Below are 13,374 nucleotides of genomic sequence, written 5' to 3'. Positions count from 1 at the left end.
GATGTTCCTTGTCAATGTATGATTTATTGCCTGCAATCAGCACGTCGTTTATCTTTATAAGCGGAATATTGGTAGCTATCGGTTGGCGTCTGGCGATTAAGAGAAGACTTGAGACGCATAAGAAGGTCATGATTGCGGGCTCCATAGCGGCGCTTCTCTTCTTTATTATTTATGTGTCCCGCACGATCTTCGTAGGAAATACGGAATGGGGCGGACCGGATGATCTGAAGACCTATTATATGGTGTTCCTGTTCTTCCACATTACGCTTGCCACAGTAGCGGCTGTGTTTGGCATCACGACGCTTACGCTTGCTTTTCGAAACAGCTTCGTCAAGCATCGCAAAGTAGGCAGGATTACATCGGTGATCTGGCTTGTCACCGTTGTTACAGGTGTTATCGTTTATGTGCTGTTATATTTAATGTATCCGGGCGGTCATACCAAACCGGTGCTTGATGTTTTGTTTGGCTAACCCGTATTAACCGGGACAATGGAATTAGATTAGGTCAAAAAGAAAGAATCGGAGCCTGCTTCGGTTCTTTTTCTATTTTATGCGGATATACACTAGACCCGCCGCCTCATGTTTATGACTACCTGTTTAATAGTATAATGAAGATATATCTAAAGAACCAAGGAGGGATCCGGATGACTATACCTCCGTTAAACCAGGATCCGCATTTTGGGCATATTTATCACCATGCGATGAATGGTGTTGCCATATTAGCTGCAGAGGATTTAGCGGTGCTGTATGCCAACCCTGCTTATAGAGATTTGACAGGCTTCTCCGAGAGCGAGCTGCTTCACAGAACGTTCCCTGAGCTGATTGAACGGATAAATGGTGAATCACCTCTCCCCGAGAAGGAGCTTGACCGTCTGCTGGCCTCAGGCGACGCCTTTTATGATACCGATCAGATCGTTCGGCATAAGCTGGGCTATGGCATCCGTACCCATCAACGATGGGCGCGCTGCGCGGCAGAAAATGATGTGGAGCAGCCGGCTAAATTAGTAGTTGAACTGTCTGCGAAGGTACCGGATATGGCTCTTGAGGCGATGGTTCCATCGATGCCCGACTATCAGGATTTATACTCGTTGATCACTCGCAATGCACAGGATCTGATCTCGATCAGTACGCCGGATGGCGTCTTGATCTATCTTTCTCCATCCTCCTGGAGCCTGCTCGGCTACAAGCCGGAGGAGTTTGTCGGCAGAAAACGCATGGATTATTATCATCCGGAGGATGCCGCCCAGATGGAGCAGCCCGGCATGCTGTATTCCGATAAAGAGCGTTTTATCCGCAGGCTGCAGCATAGGGATGGGCGTTATTTGTGGTTTGAGATATGGTCGCATGTCGTAAGAGACAAGAATGGAATCCCGGAAAAAATCTTATCTGTCGGCAGAAATATAACGGAACGGAAGAAGTATGAGGATAGGCTGACCAAAGCCAAGCGAATTGCCAATATGGGCAGCTGGGAATGGGATTTGATCAAAGGGGAGCTGTCATTCTCGGAGGAAACACGCCGTATTTTCGGCTATGCGTTCCAAGCGGTTTCCAGCAGTATTGAGGTTGTATTGGAACGAATTCATCCTGATGACCGTCAGCAGGCGAGGAATGTCGTGGAGCAATCTCTTCTTGATGGGCTGCCGGCAGCTTATAAATGCCGGATTGTGCTTCCTGACGGGAGAATCAGGATGCTCCGCAACCAGTGGGAAACGGTAGTGATTAAAGACGGGAAGCCCCTGCAGATGATCGGCATGGTGCAGGATATAACCGATCAAACCCGGATGGAGGATCGTCTGCGCGAAAGCGAGCGCAATTACCGCATTATATCCGAGCATTCACTGGACTTTATCTCGCGTCATGCCGTGGACGACGCCTTGACGATCCTGTACGCTTCTCCGATTTGCCACCATATGCTGGGCTATGAGCAGAAGGAGATGATTGGTGCAAGCTATATCGATTATATTCATCCTGATGACAGAGTCCAAGTAAAGGCGGCTTTGGAAAACAATAAAAACGGGCGCTATCTGGAAACCTATGTATTCCGGTTCCGCAAGAAGGACGGGACATATGTCTGGTTTGAGACAAGCAGCCGATACACGTATGATGAAGATGATCAGATAAGTGAGCTCATTTCCATTTCCCGTAATATTACGGACCGTAAAATGTTCGAATCGAAGCTGAGTGAAAGCGAAAGCCGCTACAAATCGCTGTTCGATTATAATCCGTCGGGGATCAGTTCCTTTGATCTGGATTTTAAGTTTACTTCGCTTAATCCCAGTATGGAGAAGCTCACTGGCTACTCCAGAGAGGAGCTGCTGGCGAAGCCGTTCAATGAGCTGTCACATCCGGATGATGCTGCGGAAACCGTCCGCCGCATAAAGCTTGTGATGCAGGGTCAACCGCAGTCCTATGAAGCCCGAATGATCGGGAAGGACGGCAATGTACGGGATCTCAGCATTCATAATGTGCCGATCATGGTAAACGGACAGATCGTTGGTGTATATGGGATTGCATCGGATATTACGGAACGCAAGCAGTATATCAATCAAATCGAAAAGCTCAGCTATGAGCATGCGCTTATTCTGAATGCGGTATCTGAAGGGATTTTTGGCCTGGATATCACGGGCAGGCCGACCTTCATTAATCCGGCCGGAGCGCAGCTGCTGGGCTTCAGCTCCAGTGAATTGCTGGAATCGCTGGATCTGACCATGATTGAACAGTATGGCCCGCAGGGCTTGTCATCGGCGGATACCCCCATCTACCAGGCGATTCATAGCGGCCGTTCCCATCAGGAGAAGGAGGCTGTGCTGTGGAAGAAGGATGGTACCAGCTTTCTGGCGGAATATCAGGTGACTCCGCTCTTCGATAAGGGTGAACGCAAGGGTGCGGTCGTTGTGTTCCGGGATATTACCGGCGAGAAGGAAATCCTCAAGGCCAAGGAATCGGCGGAACGCGCGGACCGGGCCAAATCAGAATTTCTATCGGTGATGAGCCATGAGCTGCGGACGCCGATGAACGGCATTATCGGCATGACGGATTTGCTGCTGCAAACCTCATTGGATGAAGAACAGCGCGGATATGCGGGAATTATCAGCCAGAGCAGCGAAGCGCTGCTTCTGATTCTCAATGATATACTCGATATCAGTAAAATCGAAGCCGGCAAAATGGTGCTGAACCGGGAGCCTTTTCCGATTCATGAGACCATGTCCAATCTGCTGGATCTCTTTCTCCACCGCGCGGTGGAGAAAGAGATCCAGCTGACCTGTGAAATAGCGGATGACGTTCCGGCGATCATTGTCGGGGATCCCGTCAGGCTGCGCCAGGTGCTCGTTAATCTGGTGGGCAATGCGATCAAGTTTACCGATTCGGGAAGCATATCCCTGACGGTTGATGTGAAGAGCAGAGCTTTATCCCAAGGGATACTGCTGGAATTCAAGGTGACCGATACAGGGATCGGGATTCCGCTGAATAAACAGAATCAGCTTTTCCAGTCCTTCTCCCAGCTGCACACAGCTATTAACCGCAAATATGGGGGAACGGGACTGGGCTTGGCTATTTCAAAAAATTTGGTGGAACTGATGGGCGGCATAATCGGGGTCGAAAGTGCGGAGTCAGAGGGAGCTACGTTTTATTTTACAATCGCGGTTGGGCTTGCGGAGGATGAAGGAGAGCCTGTCTAGAGGTGAGCATACGCTGCAAAAACGAATATTGATACAAGTGTTAGATTTAAGCCGGTCCGGTAAGGGCCGGTTTTTTTTTGACCTTATCGAATTTATAAGTTTCACGCCTGTACATTTCGATAAACGTCTAAGGGGAAAAACGGAAGGAGCAGCAAAAGGATGGCAACAGCCGTTTCTTCATGACCGTACAGAATTATTTACGAGTTTTGCTATTAGATGTGTAAAGCTTTGTGGGGAAACTAACTCTGCAGCGGCCGAAGGAATGTATCAGCCTTGAAATTTTTTACAAACTAGGGATTGACAGAACTGGCCCTCTGTCATTATACTGTGTATAAAGATATATACAGTATAATGAGTGAAGGAGGAAGAGCATGACCAGCTGGCGGGGAGCACTTGTATTATTCCAGCATGAAATGCGCCGATCCTGGATTGGATTAATTGTTTCGATTTTATTTTTTCTATATGTCAGCTTATTTACATTCCCCTTGCTGCCTGTTTATGAGGAACCGAATCCTGCCTTCTCTTTCGATGCGTGGCTGGGCGATTTCTTCTACCTGAGTCTGATTCCCTGCCTGGGCTTTCTGATGGGGCAACATTCCTTTAAATTTTGGAAGAGGGATTACCTGAAAGAAAAGATCGCCTATTGGCGGACGATGCCGATTCAGATGAGCTCGATTGTTATCTTTAGAATCATTCAGATGCTCCTGGTCTTTCTGATAGTAGGACTGGTATTCTTTGCTTCACAGTATCTTGTCTCCGGTGAGCTTCGTCAGGCGCTCAGCCTTAGTGAGTACTTGGGATTCTTGCTGATCTGGCTGGGATATGGACTTGTGGTCGCCTCAACCTATATTTATTTCGAAATGGCGATCGGCGGGAGGATTTATCTCATTGTATGCTTCCTCTATATATTTATCTATGCCTTCGCCGTCCTGCTGCTGTGGTTAAATCACTTCTCGGTTCTGGAATATACGCTGAATGCGGCCAGACAGCATGAGCTGCTGCTGACCATCTGCATGCCGGTTGCCGGCATCCTGTCCATCCTTGTCATCGGATCGCTGGTCAAGAAGCGGCTGGATGTCAGTAATCTGGCGCAATAAGCAGTTCAAGCTGAAGTAAGAATAAAGAAGGTGTGCAAGGTGTGGATTCCCATTCAAATTAATGAACAAAGCGCAGAGCCCTTGTACCACCAAATCGAAGTGCAGCTGCGGGCTTTGATTGTAAGCGGACAGTTGGCTGAAAATACGCTTCTGCCTTCCATCCGGGAGCTCGCTCAGCATCTCAAATGCAGTGTGATTACGATCCGCCGCGTGTATCAGGATCTGGAGAACGAGGGTATTCTGCGGACACGGCAGGGTACAGGAACATTTGTCGCCAAGGTGGAGGAAGAGCAGCGCGATCTGCAGCGCCGCAGTGCGGTAATGGAGGCACTTGAAGCCGCTGTCGATGCGGGTCTGCGGGTGCAATGCTCGGATGAGGAGATGCTGGATATGCTGCGGGACATATTGAAGCGCAAGCGGCAGCCCGGCGCCACTGACGAATGAAAGGAGGTGAATCGTGTTGGAGCAATCGGTCATACGATTTAAAAAGCTCGTTCAAAAGAGAAAGCATTTTGAGCTGGGACCTGTCAATCTGGATATTCCCAGAGGTTATGTAACCGCTATAGTGGGTCCCAATGGCTCGGGAAAAAGCTCGCTGCTGCGCCTACTGCTGGATATTTCCAAACCGGATTCGGGACAGATCGAGGTGCTTGGCGAGAGAGTCGGCTCCGGCAACGATCAGCTGCTGAAGGAGAAGATCGGTTATGTGCCGGAGCAAAGCAATGAAATCGACGATCATATGACAGCGGACCGGAAAGCGGAATTCATCCGGAAATGGTACCCGCAGTGGGATATTACCCTGTACCGCGAGCTGCTTCGCCGCTTCGATGTGGAGACGGACCTGAAGCTGGGCAAAATGTCCAAAGGGATGCGGCGGAAGTTCGATCTCGCCATCGCCATGGCGCATCAACCGCAGCTGCTGCTGCTGGATGAACCCTCGTCCGGACTTGATCCCATTGCCTGGAAGACGATGATCGATGTCCTGCATCGATATATGGAGAGGGGAGAGCGGACGATTCTCATGGCTTCGCATATCGTTGATGAGGTCAGGCGCCTTGCAGACTATATCGTGTTCATGGTTCATGGGCGTATGCTTGGCCTGTACGAGAAGGATACGCTGCTGGAATCCTGGTATGTGCTGTATCTGGATGGCGGCAGTCAGGAGCGTCATGGAGTCAACTGGAAGTCGGTCCCGGGCTATTGCAGCATGGAGCATACCGGAGGAACCACCGTTAAGATTACGACAAGCGAAGCAAGGGAAGCGGAAGAGTGGTGTGCAGCACAGCAGGTGCATATTGTCGGAAGGCAGAAGCTGGAGCTGGATGATATTCTGGTTCTGCTGACGGAGAGAGAACGGCTGCGCATGCAGACTTGAGGCAGATCAACCCGAAATAGGAGAGGGGCTGGAAGGATCAATGAAGGCATTGAAAGTAAATCAGTTGATGAAGCAGTATGGGGACAAAACAGCCGTTAACGGGATCAATTTTGAAGTGGAGCAGGGAGAGATCTACGGGCTGCTGGGTGCCAATGGCGCCGGCAAGACGACAACGATGCGCATGGTGCTGGGACTCATCTACCCGGATGGAGGCAGCATTCACTACAGCGATAAGCCATACGATCTGGAGCAGCTGCGCCATCTGGGTTATTTGCCGGAGGAGCGCGGGCTGTATCCCAAGGTTAAGGTCAATGATCAGATCATCTATCTGGCCCAGCTCCGCGGCATGTCCCGCAAGGATGCCGACCGCAATCTGAAGAGATGGCTGGACCGGTTCAGCGTACCGGAGTATTACGGCAAGAAGGTGGAGGAGCTCTCCAAAGGAAATCAGCAGAAAATCCAGTTCATTGCGGCGGTTATCCATGAGCCGAAAATTGTCATTATGGATGAAGCGTTCAGCGGCCTTGATCCTGTCAATGTGGAGCTGCTCAAGTCGACAGTCAAGGAGCTGCGCGATGCGGGCACCAGCATCCTATTCTCTACACACCGGATGGAGCATGTTGAAGAGCTGTGCCGCAATATTACGATTTTGCATAAAGGCAATCAGGTGCTGCAGGGCAATTTGAAGAGCATCAAGAATCAATTCCCGCGTGAGCGCATTATTCTTTCGACAACCGGCGAGGTATCGGGACTGGAAACGCTTGAAGGCGTACAGAAGGTGAATCGTCATGAATATGGTTATGAATTGCTGATATCGGGCGAAGCGGCAGGCAGGCCGGTTCTGGAGCTGGCGATGGGGCAGACGGATGTCACGCGTTTTGAAGTCATGGAACCAACGCTTAACGAAATCTTTATAAAGACGGTAGGTGATAATCATGAGTAACGGATTCTGGACAGTTGTCGGATTTACGGTCAAGAACAAATTCAGAGGAAAAGCTTTTCTGATTACAACCGTTATTATTGCCATCATTCTTAGTGTGGTCATTAATCTTCCTTATCTCTTCGCCAAATTCAGCGGTGAGGACCAGCCGACGGCGGTTGGTTATCTGGACAGCACGCAGGATCAATTGAGCTCACAGATGTTTACCCCCGGCCATATCGCGGCGCAGCTGGGCGATTATTACAAAGCCCAGGAGAAGCCGGATATCGAAATGGTATCCATTCCCGATGCAGGGTCGGAAGAAGCCAATGAAAAAACTCTCAAACAAGCAGTCGCCGATGGGAAGATTGACGGCTATCTCGAATTTGAACCAGGTGCAGAAGGCGCGTTCCCGAATGTCGTGTACAAGTCGGAAGCGCTGCTCGATACAAGCTCGACGCAATCGCTTCAGGTTGCGCTGCTGTCGATCAAGAATGATGCCATATTAAGCGGTGTGGGTCTAAGCGATGAGCTGAAGCAGGTGCTGCAGGCTCCGGTGGTCATCGATTCCGTCCAAATCTCCACATCCGAAGGCGCGGGCTCGGTGGGGCAGGGGAAAACGGCCTCGGAGCAAGCGATGGATATCGGTCTTGTCTATGTCATTATCTTCATGCTGTTCATGGCTATTATGATTACGGGGCAGATGATTGCCAGTGAAATAACCGCCGAGAAAAGCTCGCGTGTCATGGAGATTCTCATTACGAGCGTATCGCCGCTTAAGGGGATGTTCGGTAAAATATTCGGCATGTTCCTGGTCGGGATGACTCAAATCTCGGTATATGTTATCGTCATTGTTGTCAATATGACGCTGCCGCATAATCTGGAGACTCTGAAGGACATGAATATCTCGCTTAGTGAAATCGATCCGGTGCTTCTGGTCTATTCAATCCTTTTCTATCTGCTCGGGTACTTCCTGTTTGCTACCATGTTCGCGGCGGTTGGTTCCATCGTCAGCCGTACCGAGGATCTCGGGCAGGCGGTACTGCCGATTACGATGCTTTCACTGGCAGGCTTCTATATCTGCATATTCGGGGGATTGAACAACCCCAACACGATGCTGGTCAAAGTGACGTCGTTCATTCCGTTCTTCTCGCCTTATGTCATGGTCACCCGCCTGGGGCTGTCCGATCCGCCGGTATGGCAGCTCTGGATCTCGATTGCGGTGCTGATCGTGTCGATACTTATCGTCGGTTGGCTGGCTGCGAGGATTTACCGCGCCGGGGTTCTGATGTACGGCAAGCGTCCGAGCATTCGTGAGCTGCGGAAGGCTATGAGGGCGTACAAAGGGTAAGGGACTGCGGTGCTGGAATGTAGGTAAGCTTCATGGTAAAATGACGCTAATTATATAGTATGATGCCGGTAATTTTATATTTAGAATGGCGGTCCAATGACGACGGATGCTTGTCGTTATTGGACTTTTTTTACTATTAATATTGAAAACTAATTGCCGGGCAGTTGGATGCCGCGCCAGCCGCTTACATCGCATTGGCCATATTCATTATCACCTACAGCAACCACCGTGCCGTCCGATTTAAGACCGACGGTATGAGCGCAACCCGCCGCAACCGCCACAATATCGCGCCAGCCGCTTATATTGCATTGACCTTGCTCATTCCAACCCACAGCCGCCACAGTACCGTCCGATTTAAGGCCGATGGTATGATTACTACCCGCCGCTATCGCCACAATACCGTGCCAGCCGCTTACATCGCATTGGTCATGCTTATTCCAACCCGCAGCTATCACCGTGCCGTCCGATTTAAGACCGACGGTATGAAGGTAACCCGCCGCTGCCGCCACTATGCCGCGCCATCCGCTTGCATGGCATTGGCCATACCGATTATTGCCCACAGCCGCCACGGTGCCATCCGATTTAAGCCCTACGGTATGCCAGTCACCCGCCGTTACCGCCGCCATATCACGCCAGCCGCTTTCATTGCATTGGCCTTCATTATTTCGACCCACAGCCACCACCGTGCCATCCGATTTAAGCCCTACGGTACGACGCCAACCCGCCGCAACCGCTACAATATCTCGCCAGTCGTTTACATTGCATTGGTCATGCTTATTCCAACCCACAGCCGCCACCGTGCCGTCCGACTTAAGCCCGATTGTATGGGCATTACCCGTGTTCACCGCCATATGAACATTACCAGCCGCGACCGCCACAATATCACGCCATCCGCTTACATCACATTGGCCATATTTATTATCACCCACAGCCGTCACCGTGCCGTCCGATTTAAGACCGACGGTATGACGGCGACCCGCCGCTATGGTATCTTTAGGCCACCTTTTCACCATGTCATTCCTCCTCGTATTCTTGTCTTTCCATCCGCTCATATTTGATCATACAACATTCATGCAAGATTTCGTTTCCTATTCCTTGAACCCTTGTGCAGAAACCTAATATTTCGTTTAATATTGTTGTAGAAGTTTAAGGTTGATAGGGAATAAGTGGGGATTCCATGGGCATAGTTATTATCTTTGCGTGCTTAGTAATCAATTTAGGCATACTCAGTATCGATGGGAAGTTGAAGAAAAATTTAGAGAATGATGAACGCATCATTAAAAGGCTTGATATTTTAATTAATATTCAAACCGATAAGGATTAGATGGATTGAACGAAAACCAGCCAATAGTTTGTCAACATTTCTCTCTTAAATTAAAATGACGATGGTAGTATACTAAATTGGGTGCACTAAAGAACCTTCCGTATGAACGTTGGAGGGTTTTTTGTTTGGATGATAATTATGGTAACTGGTTAAAGTCCATAAAGCATGCTCTCTTCACTAAAACAACGCGGTAGGGCTTTCCAGCTTCACGCTTCTTGCCTTAGAACTCACGGAGCAAATACACCACACAAACAAATGGTGGACCAGTAAAAACTGGCTGGCCTTATAATATGACGGAGAACGATAGTTGATTAATGACAACCTCATTTTCAAAATCTGCCGGATACCCTCTTGTTATGCGGGATTTTATCGTCTCATATGTCTCTCATTAAATTCTAATGTGCTTGCAAAGTCTTTCTCATCCGCTATGTTCTATGATTAGACCGATCAAAGAATATAGGAGGAATGAGAATGAAAGTTTTACCAAAAGTCATGTTGATAAGTGTTTCCCTAGGTGCGATACTGATTAACTCGGGATGTGGAAAGAATGATGGAGATATGAAGCAATCCGTGCAACCCTTGTCCATGCAAGCGTCGTCCGTGCAGCTTTCGTCCATGCAACCGTCGTCCGAGCAAACAGTTACCCCGCTTCAACAGGTTCAAACTAAGATGCCCGGATTATCTTTTGATAAAGGTATTACCCGTGTCAAGCCAGGAAACAGCACCCAAACGGTTTCGGTTTCGAACCAGGACGGTGCGATCAATATCAGGCAAGGGCAAGTCAAGGATATCGAAATTCAAACAACGGTGGTCGTGGATCATGCTGAAAAGAAGGAAGCAACGGCTGTCGCTAATAAAACTGCATTGCAAGTTACGGAGGGCGCGCATCTGGACATCAAGACACATAGCGAGCCTTATGGAGAGGGCAAGCGACTCAAGCCGAAAGTCTACTTGACGATTACATTGCCTCAAGGAATCAAGCCTGACCTGAAGATCAATCAGCAAAATGGAGAATTATCTATGTCAAGCGTTACTGGCACTGGCAAAATCAATATGTCAGTATCGAATGGCAACATTACGGCAACCGGCATCGGCGGAGAAATATCGTTACAAACGACAAATGGTAATATCCGTGTGTCCCATGTGAAGAAAAGCGTTCGAGCCTCCGTCACTAACGGAAATGTGCAAGCTGATCATATTTCGGGACCAATGGATATTAAAACAATAAACGGCAATTTGTCCTCAAAGGGCGCTGTTTCATCTATCAGAGCGGTCACCGCAACGGGAAACATTAATATCGAAACGGAGAAGGTTGGAGGTGATTGGAACGTATCCTCAACTGTAGGTGAAGTTTACTTGGCTTGGCCCGAGAAAGCGGCTGTAGAGGTAAACGGGAGTACGTTATTTGGAAAAATCCGAACTGACTTTCCGTTAGTGATCAAAGGTAAGAGTGTAAGCGGGAAAGTCGGTGATGGCATGTATCATATTCGCGCGGATTCCAATGCCGGGTTATCATTTATGAAAACGAGCTAAACTTGTTAAGAGGTGAATAAGAGTTTGAAGGAACGCGTCTTACTTATCGAGGATGAAATCGCAATGATACGCCTGCTGGAATTGGAGTTGGCTTATGAGGGGTATGAAATTGTGGTCGCGGGCGATGGCCTCGTTGGTGCAAATATGGCTCTTAATGAAAACTTTGATTTGATTCTCTTGGATTTGAATTTGCCTGGCATCAATGGAATAGAAGTGTGCAAGAGAATACGTACAGCGAAGCAAACGCCGATTATCATGCTAACGGCCAGGGATACGGTAAGGGACCGGGTGCGGGGACTTGATACCGGCGCGGATGACTATGTACCTAAGCCTTTCGCGATCGAAGAGCTTCTTGCCCGCATGCGATCCTTACAGCGACGACTTCAGCCTAAGGAAACCGAAGATGTGTTATATGCAAAGGATTTGACGTTGAACGTAACGGCGCATCGCGTCAGCCGCGGCGGGGTGGGAATTGAATTGTCGCAACGCGAATTCGAGCTTCTTCGGTGTTTGCTTACCAATAAAAATCGTCTGATGAACCGCGAAGCGCTGCTCAATAGCGTATGGGGCTATTCCTACGAGGGAGAAACGAACGTGGTGGATGTCTATATTCGGTATGTGCGTTTGAAAGTAGATGACGGGTTCGAGGAAAAACTGATTCATACCGTCCGCGGTAGCGGTTATATCTTGAGGGACTGAAGGTGATGAGAATGAACGCATGGACGTTCTCTCGCAAAGTCAGTGCATCCATTGCTGCAGCGACCCTTATAGTAGCGATCGTTGCTAACGGATTTGTATATGTGACATTCAAGCAATGGACAGAACGTCAAGAGGTCGCTTTGCTTGATTCAAAACTTAAGCAATTCGAACTTCAGCTTGGCGATGTGTCGTTTCTGCCCTCCTTGCTTCAACCGGGAACGGGAGAAGGCAGTGATACAGGAAACGTATTCAAGCCGGATTTATCAGCATTTCTCGCGGATCTTGAGGTTGGGCAGCGACTTGAAATGTTGGATCAGAACGGACAGGTGTTGGCTGAGGTTGGTAGTGAAAAATCCGGAAAGAAAATCGGATATATGGCTGAAAGAGATCTCACTTTGCCTGCATACGGCTCCGTAAAACTACTCCTTACAGAAGAGAGTGAGCATTCTCGCAGCGCAGCCGCCGAACGGGTGGTAGGCAGACTTCTTCTGTTTGGTTTATTGATTGCAGCCGGAATGGCTATCGTTGTGGGGGGGATCGTAGCCCGTTCGACGTTGAAGCCGATTCGGCGCATGATTAGTGAGGTACGGAGCATTAGGGCGAACGATTTGTCCCAGCGGCTGCATTTACCCGCAGCCAAGGATGAGCTTTATCAATTGGGGGAAACCTTCAACGTTTTTCTTCATAAGCTGGATGCTTCTTTTGACCAGCAGCGGCGTTTCGTCGCCGATGCCTCGCATGAGCTGAAAACGCCCATCGCCATCATTGAAGGGCATACGCATATGATACAGCGGTGGGGGAAAAAATCGCCGGAAGTGCTGGATGAGTCGTTGGCGCTCATGATGAATGAAACCAGAAGGATGAAGGAACTGATCGCACAGCTTCTCCTGCTTGCCGAAGCGGAAGAACCTCTGCCAGTCGAAGCTGCGGAGGTATGCGATCTCAAGATGACATTGGGTGAATTGCTTCCCCAAACCGTACACGTCAATCCCGAAGTTAAACTCGATTATGATGATAATCCGCGCGGGGTTGCCACTCTTATCAGGATGCCCGTCAGCGCCAGCTATCAGGTGCTGCGTAATATTATAGAGAATGCGCTGAAGTACACTCCCAAGGGCGGCACGGTAAGCATTAGAATTCAAGAAAAGGAGGGGCAGATAACTGTGTCAGTAGCCGATACGGGAATGGGGATATCCTCTGAACAACTGCCGCACATCTTCGATCGATTCTACCGTACGGAGAGTTCGCGGAACCGGACTCAAGGCGGATCGGGTCTTGGACTTGCTATCGCCAAAACAATCATGGAGCGTTATGGAGGTTCGATCACGATCGACAGTACCCCAGGACAAGGCACCACAGTGACGCTGCGGTATATCAAGGGTTAAAGGGAATTCACA

Annotated in this window: 11 protein-coding genes; 10 read left to right on the top strand and 1 reads right to left on the bottom strand. The window is 49.3% G+C overall.

Annotation, left to right across the window (positions count from 1 at the left end; all coding sequences use genetic code 11):
- Positions 1 to 14: 14 nt before the first annotated feature.
- The 7 genes from AC0YOB_RS34695 to AC0YOB_RS34665 all read left to right on the top strand — a co-directional run bounded on the left by AC0YOB_RS34695 (position 15) and on the right by AC0YOB_RS34665 (position 8,421).
- Positions 15 to 470: a DUF420 domain-containing protein gene (locus AC0YOB_RS34695; RefSeq protein ID WP_379113533.1), complete on the top strand. Its 456-nt coding sequence runs from the start codon at positions 15 to 17 to the stop codon at positions 468 to 470.
- Positions 471 to 643: 173 nt separating this feature from the next.
- Positions 644 to 3,679, top strand: a complete 3,036-nt coding sequence (locus AC0YOB_RS34690; protein WP_475796671.1) for a PAS domain S-box protein — start codon at positions 644 to 646, stop codon at positions 3,677 to 3,679.
- A 371-nt stretch (positions 3,680 to 4,050) separates the two neighbouring features.
- Complete coding sequence (locus AC0YOB_RS34685; RefSeq protein WP_475796670.1) at positions 4,051 to 4,776, top strand: hypothetical protein; 726 nt, start codon at positions 4,051 to 4,053, stop codon at positions 4,774 to 4,776.
- Between the two features lie 39 nt (positions 4,777 to 4,815).
- Positions 4,816 to 5,220, top strand: coding sequence for a GntR family transcriptional regulator (locus AC0YOB_RS34680; RefSeq protein WP_475796669.1), 405 nt, complete (start codon positions 4,816 to 4,818; stop codon positions 5,218 to 5,220).
- A gap of 13 nt (positions 5,221 to 5,233) precedes the next feature.
- Positions 5,234 to 6,151: an ABC transporter ATP-binding protein gene (locus AC0YOB_RS34675; RefSeq protein WP_475796668.1), complete on the top strand. Its 918-nt coding sequence runs from the start codon at positions 5,234 to 5,236 to the stop codon at positions 6,149 to 6,151.
- 40 nt (positions 6,152 to 6,191) lie between these two features.
- Positions 6,192 to 7,094 carry an ABC transporter ATP-binding protein gene (locus tag AC0YOB_RS34670; RefSeq protein ID WP_475796667.1) on the top strand — a complete coding sequence of 301 codons (903 nt, stop codon included), beginning with the start codon at positions 6,192 to 6,194 and terminating at the stop codon, positions 7,092 to 7,094.
- Positions 7,087 to 8,421 carry an ABC transporter permease gene (locus tag AC0YOB_RS34665; RefSeq protein WP_475796666.1) on the top strand — a complete coding sequence of 445 codons (1,335 nt, stop codon included), beginning with the start codon at positions 7,087 to 7,089 and terminating at the stop codon, positions 8,419 to 8,421. The genes AC0YOB_RS34670 and AC0YOB_RS34665 overlap by 8 nt, the downstream gene beginning before the upstream one ends.
- Positions 8,422 to 8,570: 149 nt before the next feature.
- Here AC0YOB_RS34665 and AC0YOB_RS34660 read toward each other — a convergent pair whose 3' ends face one another.
- A complete protein-coding gene (locus tag AC0YOB_RS34660; protein WP_475796665.1) occupies positions 8,571 to 9,434 on the bottom strand; it encodes an RCC1 domain-containing protein in 864 nt (287 codons plus the stop codon).
- Between the two features lie 782 nt (positions 9,435 to 10,216).
- Here AC0YOB_RS34660 and AC0YOB_RS34655 point away from each other — a divergent pair.
- Genes AC0YOB_RS34655 through AC0YOB_RS34645 form a run of 3 tightly spaced genes read left to right on the top strand, consistent with a single transcriptional unit; the run spans position 10,217 to position 13,362 of the window.
- Entirely contained in the window at positions 10,217 to 11,278 is a 1,062-nt protein-coding gene (locus tag AC0YOB_RS34655; RefSeq protein ID WP_475796664.1) for a DUF4097 family beta strand repeat-containing protein, read from the top strand.
- A 24-nt stretch (positions 11,279 to 11,302) separates the two neighbouring features.
- Positions 11,303 to 11,977, top strand: coding sequence for a response regulator transcription factor (locus tag AC0YOB_RS34650; protein WP_475796663.1), 675 nt, complete (start codon positions 11,303 to 11,305; stop codon positions 11,975 to 11,977).
- 11 nt (positions 11,978 to 11,988) lie between these two features.
- Positions 11,989 to 13,362: a sensor histidine kinase gene (locus AC0YOB_RS34645; RefSeq protein ID WP_475796662.1), complete on the top strand. Its 1,374-nt coding sequence runs from the start codon at positions 11,989 to 11,991 to the stop codon at positions 13,360 to 13,362.
- Positions 13,363 to 13,374 lie beyond the last annotated feature (12 nt).

This window comes from Paenibacillus sp. JT31N17, from assembly GCF_056269255.1.
This window is presented reverse-complemented; position numbering and strand designations above follow the sequence as displayed.